This window comes from Saccharothrix stipae, assembly GCF_054781895.1.
Genome location: NZ_BAAGTN010000008.1, coordinates 595057 through 611239, shown reverse-complemented (window position 1 = coordinate 611239; position 16183 = coordinate 595057). Strand labels below are relative to the sequence as shown.

At 71.4% G+C, this 16183-nt stretch carries 10 protein-coding genes; 8 read left to right on the top strand and 2 right to left on the bottom strand.

Features of this window, described 5'->3' with window-relative positions; genetic code table 11:
* Nucleotides 1-152: 152 nt before the first annotated feature.
* The 4 genes from glgX (at nt 153) to ACYVLT_RS19585 (ending at nt 4830) form a co-directional block, all read left to right on the top strand.
* Nucleotides 153-2261, top strand: coding sequence for a glycogen debranching protein GlgX (glgX, locus tag ACYVLT_RS19600; RefSeq protein ID WP_461121634.1), 2109 nt, complete (start codon nt 153-155; stop codon nt 2259-2261).
* A 253-nt stretch (nt 2262-2514) separates the two neighbouring features.
* Nucleotides 2515-3093: a cysteine dioxygenase gene (locus tag ACYVLT_RS19595; RefSeq protein WP_461121633.1), complete on the top strand. Its 579-nt coding sequence runs from the start codon at nt 2515-2517 to the stop codon at nt 3091-3093.
* Entirely contained in the window at nt 3090-3476 is a 387-nt protein-coding gene (locus tag ACYVLT_RS19590) for a rhodanese-like domain-containing protein (RefSeq protein WP_461121632.1), read from the top strand. The genes ACYVLT_RS19595 and ACYVLT_RS19590 overlap by 4 nt, the downstream gene beginning before the upstream one ends.
* 229 nt (nt 3477-3705) lie before the next feature.
* Nucleotides 3706-4830 carry a hypothetical protein gene (locus tag ACYVLT_RS19585; RefSeq protein WP_461121631.1) on the top strand — a complete coding sequence of 375 codons (1125 nt, stop codon included), beginning with the start codon at nt 3706-3708 and terminating at the stop codon, nt 4828-4830.
* A gap of 31 nt (nt 4831-4861) precedes the next feature.
* Here ACYVLT_RS19585 and ACYVLT_RS19580 read toward each other — a convergent pair whose 3' ends face one another.
* Together ACYVLT_RS19580 and glgP are read right to left on the bottom strand one after the other, a co-directional pair.
* The gene (locus ACYVLT_RS19580; RefSeq protein WP_461121630.1) at nt 4862-5374 is read right to left on the bottom strand and encodes a hypothetical protein; all 513 of its coding nucleotides are present in this window, start codon (nt 5372-5374) and stop codon (nt 4862-4864) included.
* Between the two features lie 143 nt (nt 5375-5517).
* Complete coding sequence (gene glgP / locus ACYVLT_RS19575) at nt 5518-8088, bottom strand: alpha-glucan family phosphorylase (protein WP_461121629.1); 2571 nt, start codon at nt 8086-8088, stop codon at nt 5518-5520.
* A gap of 427 nt (nt 8089-8515) precedes the next feature.
* Between glgP and ACYVLT_RS19570 the strand changes: the two genes are divergently transcribed.
* The 4 genes from ACYVLT_RS19570 (at nt 8516) to glgB (ending at nt 16113) form a co-directional block, all read left to right on the top strand.
* Nucleotides 8516-10492, top strand: a complete 1977-nt coding sequence (locus ACYVLT_RS19570) for an alpha-1,4-glucan--maltose-1-phosphate maltosyltransferase (protein ID WP_461121628.1) — start codon at nt 8516-8518, stop codon at nt 10490-10492.
* A 139-nt stretch (nt 10493-10631) separates the two neighbouring features.
* Nucleotides 10632-12443, top strand: coding sequence for a maltose alpha-D-glucosyltransferase (gene treS, locus ACYVLT_RS19565; RefSeq protein ID WP_461121627.1), 1812 nt, complete (start codon nt 10632-10634; stop codon nt 12441-12443).
* A gap of 5 nt (nt 12444-12448) precedes the next feature.
* On the top strand, nt 12449-13789 hold the full coding sequence (locus ACYVLT_RS19560) for a maltokinase N-terminal cap-like domain-containing protein (RefSeq protein ID WP_461121626.1): 1341 nt from the start codon (nt 12449-12451) through the stop codon (nt 13787-13789).
* The gene (gene glgB / locus ACYVLT_RS19555; protein WP_461121625.1) at nt 13786-16113 is read left to right on the top strand and encodes a 1,4-alpha-glucan branching protein GlgB; all 2328 of its coding nucleotides are present in this window, start codon (nt 13786-13788) and stop codon (nt 16111-16113) included. The genes ACYVLT_RS19560 and glgB overlap by 4 nt, the downstream gene beginning before the upstream one ends.
* The last annotated feature ends 70 nt before the right edge of the window (nt 16114-16183 follow it).

Genomic DNA, 16183 nt, shown 5'->3' with positions numbered 1-16183 from the left:
TCCGGTGGGGGGAGGTATGGCGCGGTGGGCGAACCTCGCAGTCACGGGGTGGCCGGGACTCGCGGTCACGCGGCGCGCTCGTGCCCGCCGGGCCGCCGTGCCGGGGGCGCGGCGATCCCACGCGGTCGGTCCGTGCTGGAAAGATCCCGGGTATGGCTGCCGACTCGATCCTGCTCGCGGGCCGACCGTTCCCCCTCGGGGCGCATCCCGAGGCCGGAGGTGTGCGCTTCGCCGTCTCGGCACCGCCCGCGCACGCCGTGGAAGTGTGCCTGATCAGCGAAGACGGCACGGAGGAGCGGGTCGAGCTGACCGAGCGCACGTTCGGCGTGTGGCACGGGTTGATCTCCGGCGTCACGCCCGGCCAGCGCTACGGCTACCGCGTGCACGGCCCCTACGACCCCTCGCGCGGGCTGCGGTGCAACCCGGCGAAGCTGTTGGTCGACCCTTATGCGACGAGGATCACCGGCGGGATCACGAGCCTGGAAGCGGCGCTCGGTTACGTGGACGACCCGATGCTCGGCGGCCCGTCGCCGGTCGACTCGCTGGGCAGCGTGCCGCTGTCCGTGGTCACCTCACCGGGCGGGCCGGACACCGGGGTGAAGCCCGAGGTGCCGTTCGAGGAAGCGGTGATCTACGAGCTGCACGTGCGCGGCTTCACCAAGCGGCACCCGGCCGTGCCCGAGCACCAGCGCGGCACGTACCTGGGGCTGGCGCACCCGGCCGTGGTGGAGCACCTGGTGCGGCTCGGCGTGACGTCGGTGGAGTTGCTGCCGGTGCACGCGTTCGTCGACGAGCCGTCGTTGATCCGCGGCGGCAGGCACAACTACTGGGGCTACTCCCCGCTGAGCTACTTCGCGCCGCACCCGGCCTACGCCAGCGAGGCGGGCCGGGAGGTGGAGGAGTTCCGCACGATGGTGTCCGCGCTGCACGCCGTGGGCATCGAGGTGATCATCGACGTGGTCTTCAACCACACGTGCGAGGGCGGTCCGGAGGGTCCGACGCTGTCCTACCGGGGCTTCGACGCGCCCGGCTACTACCTGCACATCGAGGGCGGCGGCACGCTCGACATCACCGGCTGCGGCAACACCACCGAGGCCGGGTCGCCGCAGTTCGTCCGGCTGGTGACCGACTCGCTGCGGTACTGGGCCACCGAGATGGGCGTGGACGGGTTCCGGTTCGACCTGGCCTCCACGCTGGGCCGGCCGGGCGGCGGCCGGTTCGACCGGGCGTCGGCGATGCTGACCGCGATCACGCAGGACCCGGTGCTGTCGCGGTGCAAGCTGATCGCGGAGCCGTGGGACGCCACCGGCGACGGCTACCGGGTCGGCGACTTCGGCGTGCAGTGGGCCGAGTGGAACGGCCGGTACCGCGACACCGTGCGGGACTACTGGCGCGGGATGACCAGCGTGCGCGACCTGGCCTACCGGCTGTCGGGGTCGTCCGACCTGTACGCCGACGACCTGCGCCGGCCGTGGCAGTCGGTCAACTTCATCACCGCGCACGACGGGTTCACGCTGCGCGACCTGGTGTCGTACAACGACAAGCACAACCTGGCCAACGGCGAGGACAACCGCGACGGCACCAACGACAACCGGTCGTGGAACTGCGGCGTGGAGGGCGAGACGGACGACGCGTCGGTGCTCGCGCTGCGCGCCCGGCAGGCGCGCAACCTGTTCGCCACGCTGATGCTGTCCACCGGCACGCCGATGCTGACCGCAGGTGACGAGCAGTGGCGCACGCAGGGCGGCAACAACAACGCGTACTGCCTGGACGACGAGACGTCCTGGGTGAGCTGGGAGCCCGGCGGCGAGGGCGAGTCGATGCTGGCGTTCGCCCGCCGGGTGATCGCGTTGCGCGCCGCGTCGCCCGCGTTGCGGCAGCCGCAGTTCTTCGACGGCCGCACCACCTCGTCCGGCGCGCCGGACCTGGTGTGGTTCCGACCTGACGGCGAGGAGATGGCCGAGACCGACTGGTTCGACGAGGGCCGCCGGTTCCTGGGCATGTGGATCGACGGGTCGAACAGCCTGTCCCGCTCCCGTGACGGCGAGCTGGTGTCCGACGACTCGTGGCTGCTGCTCGTGCACGCCGGGGCGGACCCGGTCGAGGTGACCCTGCCGGGGCCCGAGTACGGCGGCCGGTACGAGCCGGTGCTCGACTCCACCGCCGCCGACGGCACGCCCGCGATCGCGGAGAGCCTGGCCGCGGGCACGACCGTCGTGCTGGAGGGCCGGTCGCTGCTGCTGCTCCGGGTGCCCAACTGACCGGTGCCGGTTGCGTCGGCTACCGATGCAATCCTGCCTGGTGAGAGGCTGCGCGCGGGTCGCGGATCCGTGGCACGATCACGGTGTGGCCCGCCCGTTGCTGACCTGGCGCGACCGCACGATCGACCTCCTGCTGGTGGCGTCGTGCGGGTGTAGCCGGACGCGACGCGGCCGGTCCCGCTCCTCGGATTGACGCCGCGTCGCGTCTTGATCGCTACCCCGCCCGACCCGTAGCCATCAGGAGCGACCCACCGTGACCGCGACGATCGCGCGCGCCGACCTGCACCCGAAGCTGGACGTGCCGTTCCTGCACGACCTCATCCACCCGGAACGCGACCTGTGGACGCCGCGCGAGCTGCGTGAGCTGACCGCCACCGTCGCCGCCGAGCTGACCACCCCGTTGCTGGACGTCCTGGAGTACGACGCCGACCGCCGCTGGTGGGCCCGGCTCGGGCTGACCGAGGGCGTCGAGCTGTGGTTGCTGAGCTGGCTGCCCGGTCAGGGCACCGAGCCGCACGACCACGGCGGCGCGGCGGGCTCGTTCACCGTGCTCACCGGCGAGTTGGCGGAGGACTACCGTTACCCCGGTGGGCCGATCCGCAGCGCGCTGCGACCCGTGGGCAGCGCTCTGGGCTTCGGCGCCGGGCGTGCGCACCGGGTGGTGAACCAGGGCGCCGCGGGTGCGGCGAGCGTGCACGCCTACTCGCCGCCGCTGGTGCCGACCCGCGAGTACCCGAGCCTGGCGGACATCCCGCACGAGATCCCGCCGTTGCCCGCGAAGCGGCTGCCGTTGGCGCGGCTGCGCGTTCTGGCCGATCAGGAGGGCCCGTGAGTGCCGAGGAGTTGCTGGAGGAAGCGCGACGGGAGCTGACGCGCGTCTCGCCGCACGAGTTGGCGGGGCTGTCGGACGTGCTGCTGGTCGACATCCGGCCGCACCACAACCGGGCGGAGGAGGGTGAGATCCCCGGCTCGATCCCGGTGGAGCGCATCGTCCTGGAGTGGCGGCTGGACCCGGACGGCGAGCACCGCATCCCCGGCTTCACCGCCGACACCACCGTCGTCGTGCTGTGCAACGAGGGGTACGCCTCCAGCCTGGCCGCCCGCGACCTGCGGCGCGTGGGCCTGCCCAACGCGACGGACCTGGTCGGCGGCTTCCGCGCCTACGCCGCCGCCGGCCTGCCCGTCCGCCCGGGCGCCACCCAAGCCGTCACCTGACCGTCCTGAACGTTGAACTCGGGGTTCCTGAACGTAGGACACACCCGACCTGAACGTAGGACTCGCGCGAGAGTCCTACGTTCAGGTCGCGCGAGTTCTACGTCCAGGCCCCGCGTGTCCTACGTTCGGAACGGCCGTGTCCTACGTTCAGGACCCCCGAGTTCACCGTTCGGAACGGCCGGGTGGTCGGTTCGGGAACCGCGGGGGTGGCGGTAGCGTCTCCAGGTTCGTGTGGAAAGCGCTGACCGGACTGGTGCTGGTCGTCCTCGTGGTCTGGCGGCCGGGTGTCGCGACGTTCGGCGGGGCGGCGTGCGGCGCCTGGGCGGTGCTCACGGCGCTGCAAGTCGGGTTGCTGCTGGGTGCGCTGCTGTTCCGGGTGCGGGTGTCGTTGGTCGAGATCGGCGTCGGCGGCGAGGTGCGCACGTGGACGCGACCGCACCTGCGCGTGGTGTGGCGGACGGTCCCGGTGCTGATGTCGGTCGGCCTCACCTCGATCAAGGCGCCGGTGCGCCGTCGGCTGTGGCTGACCGGGCTGTCCTCGGCGGTGCTGTCCGCGGCGATCGTGGCGGTGGCCTGGCTCGGCGCGCTGGTCTGGTCCGACGTCGACCAGCCGTTCCTGCGGGGCTTCGCGGTCGCGGGCACGGCGGTGCTGGTCAACGGCCTGTGGCCGCGACGCGGCGCGGGCACCACCTCACCCGGCTGGTTCCTGTTCGCGCTGCCCCGCGCCTCCGGCCGCCTGGCCGCCGAGTACGAGGCGACGCCGCTGGTCAACCAGGTGACCGACGCCCTCGCGGTCGGCGACCTCGACCGGGCGGAGGCGCTCGCCGACGAACTGGTCGAACGCCACCCCACGCTCCTGGTCACGACCGGCGCCCGGGTCGCCGTGCTGACGCTGCGCAGCCGGTACGCCGAGGCGCTGCACGCGGTCAGCGGCCTGATGGGGCGCACCGACCTGGAACCGCGCGACATGGCGTTCGTGCTGGCGGAGATGGCCAGCTCCACGGCCAACGCCGTCGAGGGCGGCCAGGTGCCCGCGGACATCGGCGTGCCCGCGGCGCGACGGGCCGCGGACGGCGCGATGCAGTTCGGCTACCCCCGCCACCGCTGCACGGGCACGCTGGCGCAGCTCGCGCTCCTGGAGGACGACCACGCCGCCGCGCTGGTCCTCGCCAAGCAGGCCAAGGCGAGCAGCGAGAGCGGGCTGGCGCGGGCCGACGCCCTGGTCACGATCGCCCGCGCGCAGATGGCCGCCGGGGACAACGCGGCGGCCCGTGCGACGTTGGTCGAGGCCCGGGAACTGGCCGGCTGGATGCCCCGGGTCGCAGAAACCACCGCCCGGCTCGACATCGCCTGAGCCCGACCGGACGTCTATTCGGGGAAATGCGCTAGGCGGGCGGATTCGGCAACGTCGGCATACCACCGGGCGGTGCGGGCAGACCGCAGTTCTCCAACGCGGTGGTGACGGTTTTCAGCCACGCCTGCACTTCGGCGCGCAATTTCCCCGGGTCCGGCGCCACCGCGCCCGGCACGATCTTGCTCAGCACGCTGAACAGCCCGGCGAACACCGCCATGGCGTGCGACAGGCACAACTCCGGCCCCTGGAACTGGGCCTCCGCCTGCGCGGGCGCGCTCGCCGGCGGCGCGGGCAGGCACTTCGCCGCGGTCATCCCCACCAGCAGCCGGAGCGCGTCACCGAGCGGCGCAGCGGCCTTGTCCGGCGCGGGCGGGTTCGCGGCCAGCGGCTCGATCGCCTTCTTCACCGTCTCCGCGAGCTGCGTCACCAGACCCGCGCACCCGGCGGGCGGTTCCGCCGAACGCCGCTGCGCCGACGCGGCCGGGATGACGGCCACGGCGAACACCACGGCGAGCACCGTGCCCATTGTCGCGAATTTGTTCACACCCCGAAGGGTAAGCGCGAACACCGACACCTAACAGCGGGAACGACGAGTTCACCCGGCCGAAGAAATAGCGTGCCGAAAGCGTGAAGGATTGTCCGACGAGATGACCGCCGGTCACGCCGGCGGTCATCTGATCGGGCGATTCAGCCGGCCAGCACGACCCGGCCGAGTTCAGCGGGTGACGCGAGCAGGTCGTGCCGGGGCAGCACGCGCACGGTGTAGCCGACGGCGCCCGCGTGCGGCAGCGGCACCTCGATCTCGTAGTTGCCGTTGCCCGCGTACCGCATCCCGTGCGTGACCACGTCGTAGAGCTCGTCGGAGTCGCCGACCCGGCCCAGGGCCACCTGGACGTCCACTTCGGACGGTTCCAGGCCGGCCAGCTCGATCCGCGCCCGCACGCCGACCGGCGAGCCGAGCTGGGGCGTGGCCGACCCGTTCGACGACATCTGCGAGTCCAGCACCCGCACCCTGGTCCACGACGCCCGCAACCGCTGCCGGTACGAGGCCAGCTCCTTCGCGCCGCGGAAGCCCTCCCCGACCACCGAGGCGGCCGACGACGCGGCGGGCGCGTACAGCCTCTCCACGTACTCGCGCACCATCCGCGACGCCTGCACCGCCGGGCCGAGCGACGCCAGTGTGTGCCGCACCATGGCCAACCAGCGGGCCGGCACGCCGTCCTCGCCGCGGTCGTAGAACAGCGGCGCGACCTGGTTGCCCAGCAGGTCGTACAGGGCGGCGGCCTCCAGGTCGTCACGCCGGGTCGGGTCGGTGACGCCGTCCGCGGTCGGGATGGCCCAGCCGTTGCTGCCGTCGTACAGCTCGTCCCACCAGCCGTCGCGGATCGACAGGTTCAGCCCGCCGTTCAGCGCCGACTTCATGCCGGACGTGCCGCAGGCCTCCAGCGGGCGCATCGGGTTGTTCAGCCACACGTCGCAGCCCCAGTACAGGTACCGGGCCATGGACATGTCGTAGTCGGGCAGGAACACGATCCGGTGCCGCACGCCCGCGTCGTCGGCGTACCGCACGATCTGCTGGATCAACGCCTTGCCGCCGTCGTCGGCCGGGTGCGACTTGCCCGCCACGACCAGCTGCACCGGCCGTTCGGGGTGCAGCAGCATCGCGCGCAGCCGCTCCGGGTCGCGCAGCATCAACGTCAACCGCTTGTAGGTCGGCACGCGGCGGGCGAAGCCGACGGTCAGCACGTCCGGGTCGAACACCGAGTCGGTCCAGCCCAGCTCCAACGCCGACGCGCCGCGTTGCAGCCACGACGCGCGGGTGCGGCGGCGCACCTCGTGGACGAGCTTGGTGCGCAGGTCGTTGCGCAGCTCCCACAGCCGCTGGTCGGTCACCGGCTCGAACCCGCGCAGGCCGACGCCGGACTCCTCCGTGTCACCCACCAGCCGGCTCATCTCGGTGGCCGCCCACGTCGGGCCGTGCACGCCGTTGGTGACCGAGCCGATCGGCACCTCCGAGGCGTCGAAGCCCGGCCACAGGCCGCGGAACATGTCGCGGCTGACGGTGCCGTGCAGCTTGGACACGCCGTTCGCGCGCTGCGCGAGCCGCAGTCCCATGTGCGCCATGTTGAACAGGCCAGGGTTGTCCTCCGCGCCGAGCGCCAGGACGCGCTGGGTGTTCACGCCCGGCAGCAGCGACTCCGAGCCGAAGTAGTGCTGCACCAGGTCGACCGGGAACCGGTCGATGCCCGCCGGCACCGGCGTGTGCGTGGTGAACACCGTGCCCGCGCGGACCGCGGCCAGCGCCTGGTCGAAGTCCAGGCCCTCGCCGGTGACCAGCTCGCGGATGCGCTCCAGGCCGAGGAAGCCCGCGTGGCCCTCGTTGGTGTGGAACACCTCGGGCGAGGGGTGCCCGGTCAGGTCGCAGTACGTGCGCACGGCGCGGACACCGCCGACGCCCGCCAGGATCTCCTGCCGGATGCGGTGGTCCTGGTCGCCGCCGTAGAGGCGGTCGGTGACGCCGCGCAGGTCGTCGTCGTTCTCCTCCACGTCGGAGTCCAGGAGCAGCAGCGGGATGCGGCCGACCTGGGCCTTCCACACCTTGGCGCGCAGCACCCGGTCGCCGGGCATGGCCACGTGCACCAGGATCGGCGCGCCGGACGGCTCGGTGAGCAGCTCCAGCGGCAGGCCGCGCGGGTCGAGGACGGGGTAGTGCTCGATCTGCCAGCCGTCCAGGCTCAACGCCTGGCGGAAGTAGCCGGACCGGTAGAGCAGGCCGACCGCGATCAGCGGGACGCCCAGGTCGGAGGCCGCCTTGAGATGGTCGCCCGCCAGCACGCCGAGGCCGCCGGAGTAGTTCGGCAACGCCTCGGTGACGCCGAACTCCATCGAGAAGTAGGCGACCGCGTTGGGCAGGGGGTGCAGGTCGTGGTTGCCGTGCTCGCGGCGTTGCGCGATCTCGTCCTGGCGGCGCTGGAACCAGCGGGGGCCGGTGGTGTAGCGGTGCAGGTCGTCGGCCAGCGCACGGGCGTGCGAGAGGAACTGCTCGTCACGGGAGAGGTCGTCGAGGCGTTCGGGGGCGACCACGGACAGCAGGCGCAATGGGTCGCCGCCGTCGGCCCACAGCTCGGGGTCGACCGACGCGAACAGGTCCTGGGTGGGCTGGTGCCATGTCCAGCGCAGGTTCGTGGCGAGGGTGCCCAGGGCCGTCAACGGCTCGGGCAGACTGGCTCGGACGGTGAACCGGCGAAGTGCTCGCATGGCGTCGGACCTTATCCCCCATCCAGCGGCGCGGAACAACGGTCACCCGAACCGATGCAGGGACCGATCCAGCTTGACCAGGACAAACGTTTCGCCGCAAGTTATTTCAACCACAGCGCGCAAGTGGCAACGCGGCGGGAGGCCGGCGGGACGGGCCGGGGACCGAGCGTCACGTTGCCCGACCGGGTGGTCTCGGAGAGTGACCGGTTCGGTCGATCATCGCTCGACCGGGGGGCTCGGGGCGCGGGGCAGGGGTGATCACGACCTGGGAATCCGCTCCTCCATCGCGAGACGAGCACCACCACCAAGTGTGCAATCCAATCAGAAGGGGTAGGAACAGCGAGACGGGTCCCGGTGATGACCTATCCGATCACTGCGGGCAGACTTGGCCGTGCACGCGTCACACCAGGTGAGAGGGGCGCTGCCGATGAGCGGACGACTCGGAATCGACGATGTCTCCCCGACCGTGAGCGGAGGCCGCTACCCGGCGAAGGCCGTGGTGGGCGAACACGTCCCGGTCGAGGCCACGGTGTGGCGGGAGGGTCACGACGCCGTGGCCGCCACCGTGGCGTGGCGGGGACCGAACGACCGGGTCGCCAGACAGACGCGCATGGTCCCCGCGGGCGCGGGCCTGGACCGCTGGGCCACCACGATCGTGCCCGACACCGAAGGCGCGTGGACCTTCCGCGTGGACGCCTGGAGCGACCCGTGGGCCACCTGGCAGCACGCCGTCGAGGTCAAGATCGCCGCCGGGCAGGGTGCCCACGAGCTGGAGAACGACCTGGAGGCGGGCGCCCGCCTGCTGGACCGGGTCAGCCGCCGGCCGGACCGGCGCCGGGAGAAGCCGCTGCTGGTCAACGCGGCCACCGCGCTGCGCGACGAGCACCGGCCCCTGGCCGAACGGGTCGCGCCCGCCCTCGCGGGCGACGTCCGGCAGATCATGCACGACCACCCGGTGCGCGAGCTGATCACCAAGGGCAAGCCGCAGAAGGTGTGGGTCGACCGCAAGCGCGCGGCCTTCGGCTCCTGGTACGAGTTCTTCCCCCGCAGCACGGGCGGGGTGGACGAGTCCGGCGTCCCGGTGCACGGCACGTTCGTCACCGCCGCGAAGGAGCTGGACCGCGTCGCGGCCATGGGCTTCGACGTGGCCTACCTGCCCCCGATCCACCCGATCGGGCGGGTGAACCGCAAGGGCCCGAACAACACGCTCACCGCCACCGAGGACGACCCCGGGTCGACCTGGGCCATCGGCGCGGACGAGGGCGGGCACGACGCGATCCACCCCGAGCTCGGCACGATCGAGGACTTCGACGCGTTCGTGGCGCGCGCCCGCGAGCTGAACCTGGAGGTGGCGCTCGACCTCGCGTTGCAGTGCGCGCCCGACCACCCCTGGGTGCTCAAGAACCCCGAGTGGTTCACCACCCGCCCGGACGGCTCGATCGCCTACGCGGAGAACCCGCCGAAGAAGTACCAGGACATCTACCCGGTCAACTTCGACAACGACCCCCAGGGCATCTACAACGAGGTGCTGCGCGTCGTGCTGCACTGGGTGGACCACGGGGTGCGCATCTTCCGGGTGGACAACCCGCACACCAAGCCGCCGGACTTCTGGGCGTGGCTGATCTGGGCGGTCAAGGACCGGCACCCGGACGTGCTGTTCCTGTCCGAGGCCTTCACCCGCCCGGCCCGCCTGTACGGCCTGGCCAAGCTCGGCTTCACGCAGAGCTACACCTACTTCACCTGGCGCACGACCAAGGAGGAGCTGACCGAGTTCGGCGCCGAACTGGTCGAGCACTGGGACGAAGCGCGGCCCAACCTGTTCGTCAACACCCCCGACATCCTGCACGAGTCGCTGCAACACGGCGGTCCGGGCATGTTCGCGCTGCGCGCGGCGCTGGCGGCGACGATGGCGCCGACCTGGGGTGTGTACTCGGGCTACGAGCTGTTCGAGCACGAGGCCGTCCGGCCGGGCAGCGAGGAGTACCTGAACTCGGAGAAGTACCAGCTCCGCCCGCGCGACTACGCGGCGGCGGTGGCCGAGGGACGGTCGTTGGAACCGTGGTTGCGCAAGCTGAACGCGGTCCGCCGGGCGCACCCGGCGTTGCAGCAGATGCGAACACTCCGGTTCCACCACGTCGACAACCCGGCGTTGATCGCCTACTCGAAGCAGGATCCCGGCAGCGGCGACACGGTCGTCGTCGTGGTCAACCTGGATCCGCACGAAGCGCAGGACGGCACCGTCTGGCTGGACCTGCCCACGCTCGGCGCCGACTGGCACGAGCGGCTGATCGCGCACGACGAGGTGTCCGGGGAGACCTGGGACTGGGGTCAGGCCAACTACGTCCGCCTGGAACCCTGGCGCGCTCCGGCACACATCGTGAGCGTCCAGCGCAGGTTCTCCTAGGGGCGAGATCCCCCTGGGGCGAGACCCAGCAGTCAGCGAAAACCCAGCCCGGTCCCCAAACCTGAGTCCCCGTGCCCGCCGAAGGACACGAGGGACGATCGAACGCACCCCCAATGAGGTGGGACGAGGTGGAGCACACATGCAAGAAGAGGCCCGACCCGATGCCGCGCTGGTAGGCCTGGAGAACGTGCCGCACACCGGCGAGGCCATCGGCGCCGACGGCCTGCTGGTCGAACCGCAGGCGGAGGACTTCCGGTCGGCCAAGCTCGTGCCGCGCGAGCGCGACTGGTTCAAGGGCGCGGTGTTCTACGAGGTGCTGGTGCGCGCGTTCAGCGACTCCAACGGCGACGGCACCGGTGACCTGCGGGGCCTCGCGTCCCGGTTGGACTACCTGGAGTGGCTCGGCGTGGACTGCCTGTGGCTGCCGCCGTTCTACGCCTCGCCGCTGCGCGACGGGGGCTACGACATCTCCGACTTCCGCGCGGTGCTGCCGGAGTTCGGCTCGGTGGACGACTTCGTCTACCTGCTGGACGAGGCGCACCGCCGCGGCATCCGGGTGATCACCGACCTCGTGCTCAACCACACCAGCGACGCGCACCCGTGGTTCCAGCAGTCCCGGCTCGACCCCGACGGCCCGTACGGCGACTACTACGTGTGGAGCGACGACGACCAGCGCTACGCGGACGCGCGGATCATCTTCGTCGACACCGAGTCCTCGAACTGGACCTACGACCCGGTGCGCGGCCAGTTCTACTGGCACCGGTTCTTCTCCCACCAGCCGGACCTGAACTTCGAGAACCCGCACGTCCAGGAGGCCATGCTGGACACGCTGCGGTTCTGGCTGGACCTGGGCATCGACGGGTTCCGGCTCGACGCCGTGCCGTACCTGTTCGAGCAGGAGGGCACCAACTGCGAGAACCTGCCGCGCACGCACGACTTCCTCAAGCGCTGCCGCAAGGTGGTGGACGACGAGTACCCCGGCCGGGTGCTGCTCGCCGAGGCCAACCAGTGGCCGTCGGACGTGGTCGAGTACTTCGGCGACCCCGACGTCGGCGGCGACGAGTGCCACATGGCCTTCCACTTCCCGCTGATGCCGCGCATCTTCATGGCGGTGCGGCGCGAGTCGCGGTTCCCGATCTCGGAGATCCTGGCGCAGACGCCGGAGATCCCGTCCGGCGCCCAGTGGGGCATCTTCCTGCGCAACCACGACGAGTTGACGCTCGAAATGGTCACCGACGAAGAACGCGACTACATGTACGCCGAATACGCCAAAGACCCGCGGATGAAGGCCAACATCGGCATCCGGCGACGACTGGCACCCCTGCTGGAGAACGACCGCAACCAGCAGGAGCTGTTCACCGCGATGCTGCTCTCGCTGCCCGGCTCGCCGGTGCTGTACTACGGCGACGAGATCGGCATGGGCGACAACATCTGGCTCGGCGACCGCGACGCGGTGCGCACGCCGATGCAGTGGACCCCGGACCGCAACGCCGGGTTCTCCAGCTGCGACCCCGGCCGGATCTACCTGCCCGTGATCATGGACCCGGTGTACGGCTACCAGGCGCTCAACGTCGAGGCGCAGCTGAACAACCAGTCCTCGCTGCTGCACTGGACCCGGCGGATGATCGAGGTGCGCAAGCAGCACCACGCGTTCGCCGAGGGCGACTTCACCGACCTGGGCGGCTCGAACCCGAGCGTGCTGGCGTACCGGCGGCGGTGGCGGCGACCCGACGGCCACGAGGACGTCGTGCTGTGCGTGAACAACCTGTCGCGGTTCCCGCAGCCGGTCGAGCTCGACCTGTCGGAGCACCACGGCAGCAGGCCGGTGGAGCTGACCGGCGGGGTGGTCTTCCCCACCGTGGGCGATTTGCCGTACCTGTTGACCCTGCCCGGTCACGGCTTCTACTGGTTCCAGCTCGTGGAAGCCGGCGACGACAGCGAGCCGAGGTGATGGACGTGACCGAACCGCACGACCTGGTCGACAAGGTGATGGCCGAGCTGCCCGAGTGGCTGCCCGCGCAGCGGTGGTTCGGCGGGAAGGACCGCCCGGTCACCTCGATCCGACCGCTGCGGACGTCGGTGCTGCGGGCCGAGGAGCCCGTGCTGGTGCACCTGGTGGTCGAGGTGGAGCAACCCGACCGGCGGGAGCCCTACCAGCTGCTGGTCACCGACCACGTGGACAACTACGACGCGACCCAGGTGCCGGAGCTGACCGGCGTGCTGCTCGACCTGATCGCCGAGGGCGCCGAGGTCGAGGGGCTGACGTTCGCGCACGAGCCGGACGTGGAGCTGCAGACCGGGCTGCGCGGCAGGCCGATCACCTCCGAGCAGTCCAACACCTCGATCGTGTTCGGCAGCCAGTACATCCTCAAGCTGTTCCGCAAGCTGACCTACGGCGACAACCCGGACCTGGTGCTGCACCGCGCGTTGCGCCAGGTCGGCTGCGAGCACATCGCCCAGCCGCTCGGGTCGATCACCGGTCGGCTGGACGGCCGGACCACCACGGTCGGCATGGTGCAGCAGTTCATGCCGGACGCGGTGGACGGCTGGGCGATGGCCACCACGAGCGTGCGCGACCTGATGGCCGAGGCCGACCTGCACGCCGACGAGGTCGGCGGCGACTTCGCCGGCGAGGCGCAGCGGCTGGGCCAGGCGGTGGCCACCGTGCACTCGGACCTGGAGCGCGCGCTGGGCACGCGGCACGCGGACGCCGAGGACATCGAGCGGACCGTGCGGGCGATGACCTCGCGGCTGGACCGGGTGGTCGCCGCGGTGCCGGAGCTGCGGCCGTACGTGCCCGCGCTGCGGGAGGCGTTCGAGCAGGCCAAGGACACCCCGGACGTGATCGCCGTGCAGCACATCCACGGCGACCTGCACCTCGGTCAGGTGCTGCGGACCGTGCAGGGGTGGTTGCTGATCGACTTCGAGGGCGAGCCGGGTTCGCCGATCGCGGATCGGACCGCGCTGCGCTCGCCGCTGCGCGACGTGGCCGGGATGCTGCGATCCTTCGACTACGCGGCGCACCAGCTGCTGGTCGGCCAGCCGGAGGACCACCAGCTGACCGTGCGGGCGCTGGAGTGGGCGCGGCGCAACCGCGCGGCGTTCACCGAGGGCTACGCGGAGGCGGCGTCGGAGTCGGTCGGCGACCCGCGCAAGCGGGGCTACCTGCTGCGGGCGTTCGAGCTGGACAAGGCCGTGTACGAGGTGGCGTACGAGCACGCGAACAGGCCGGAGTGGTTGACGGTCCCGTTGTCGTCGATCGCGCGGATCACTGGAGAGGGAGCGGTGCAGTCATGATCTCGCCCGAGGACGTCGACCGGCTGCTGGCCGGGGCGCACCACGACCCGCACTCCGTGCTCGGCGTGCACCACGTCCCGGAGGGCGTGGTCGCGAGGGCGCTGCGGCCGGGCGCGACCGCGGTCGCCGTCATCGCGGGTGACAAGCGCTTCGAGCTGGACCGAGTCACCGACGGGTTGTTCGCGGGCGACCTGCCCGAGCACCCCGGCGGCGGCTACCGGCTGGAGGTCGAGTACGGCGACGACCTGGTCGAGGTGGACGACCCGTACCGCTGGCTGCCGACCGTCGGCGAGCTGGACCTGCACCTCATCGGCGAGGGACGGCACGAGCGGCTGTGGGACGTGCTGGGCGCGCAGGTGCGCACCTACGACACGCCCGACGGCGTCGTCTCCGGTGTCTCGTTCGCCGTCTGGGCGCCGACCGCGCGCGGTGTCCGGGTGTGCGGCGACTTCGACGGCTGGGACGGCCGCGCGAACCCGATGAGGTCGCTCGGCTCGTCCGGCGTGTGGGAGATCTTCATCCCCGGCATCCCCGAGGGCACCCGGTACAAGTTCCGGATCCTCGGCCGGGACGGCCGCTGGCACGAGAAGGCCGACCCGATGGCGTTCGCGACCGAGACACCGCCCGCCACGGCGTCCGTGGTGACCCGGTCGACCCACCAGTGGGGTGACGACGAGTGGCGGGCCAAGCGGGACGCCACCCAGTGGATCAACGCGCCGATGAGCGTGTACGAGGTGCACCTCGGGTCCTGGAAGCCCGGTCTGGGGTACCGGGAGCTGGCCGAGGAGCTGGCGGACTACGTGGTGGGCACCGGTTTCACGCACGTGGAGCTGATGCCGGTGGCCGAGCACCCGTTCGGCGGCTCGTGGGGCTACCAGGTGACCTCCTACTACGCACCGACCTCGCGGTTCGGCTCACCCGACGATTTCCGGTACTTCGTGGACGTGCTCCACCAGCGCGGCATCGGCGTGATCATGGACTGGGTGCCCGCGCACTTCCCCAAGGACTCGTGGGCGCTGGCCAGGTTCGACGGCACCGCGTTGTACGAGCACGAGGACCCGCGCCGGGGCGAGCACCCCGACTGGGGCACGCTGGTGTTCGACTTCGGGCGCAACGAGGTGCGCAACTTCCTCGTCGCCAACGCCCTGTACTGGATCGAGGAGTTCCACATCGACGGCCTGCGGGTCGACGCGGTGGCCTCGATGCTCTACCTGGACTACTCCCGCGAGGAAGGCCAGTGGCTGCCCAACCAGTACGGCGGCCGGGAGAACCTGGACGCGGTGCGGTTCCTGCAGGAGCTGAACGCGACGGTCTACAAGCGCCACCCCGGGGTGGTGATGGCGGCCGAGGAGTCGACGGCGTGGCCGGGCGTCTCGCGGCCGACGCACCTGGGCGGCCTGGGGTTCGGGTTCAAGTGGAACATGGGCTGGATGCACGACTCGCTGCACTACCTGTCGCGCGAGCCCATCCACCGCTCGTTCCACCACAACGAGATCACGTTCTCGCTGGTGTACGCGTGGAGCGAGAACTTCGTGCTGCCGCTGTCGCACGACGAGGTCGTGCACGGCAAGGGTTCGCTGTGGCAGCGGATGCCCGGCGACGACTGGAACAAGGCGGCGGGGCTGCGGTCGCTGCTGGCGTTCATGTGGGCGCACCCGGGCAAGCAACTGCTGTTCATGGGCGGCGAGTTCGGGCAGCGGGAGGAGTGGTCGGAGGCCCGGTCGCTGGACTGGCACCTGCTGCACGACCCGCTGCACGCGGGCCTGCACCGGTTGATCTCGGACCTGAACCGGGTCTACACCGCCTCGCCCGCCTTGTACAGCGCGGACAACAGGCCCGAGGGGTTCTCCTGGATCGACGCGAACGACTCGGCGGGCAACGTGCTGAGCTTCCTGCGGATCGGCGCGGACGGCTCGGTGGTCGCGTGCGTGGCGAACTTCGCCGGGCTGCCGCACCACGACTACCGGGTGGGTCTGCCCGCGGCCGGTCGGTGGCGCGAGGTGGTGAACACCGACTCCGAGGTGTACGGCGGGTCCGGCGTCGGCAACCTGGGCGTGGTGGAGGCGGAGGAGCACCCGTGGCACGGCCGGCCCGCTTCGGCGGTGCTGCAACTGCCGCCGGCGGGCGTGCTCTGGCTCGTGCCGGAAGCTCCCGCGGCGGCCGTGACGAGCGCTGACACCGCCAACGCGGCCGTGGAGAGGATCCACGACGACCTCGTTCCGATCGGCGCCGATCCCGCAGCCGCGGCCGACACCGAGCACGACACCGACGACGACACCGACCGCGGCCCGGACGTGCAGCGGACCGCGCTGGACAACGGCTGACCGAGCCGTCGGACGTGGCGCGCAGGGGCGCCCGAGGTGGGGCCCCTGCTTCGTTCGCGGGCGACAAACC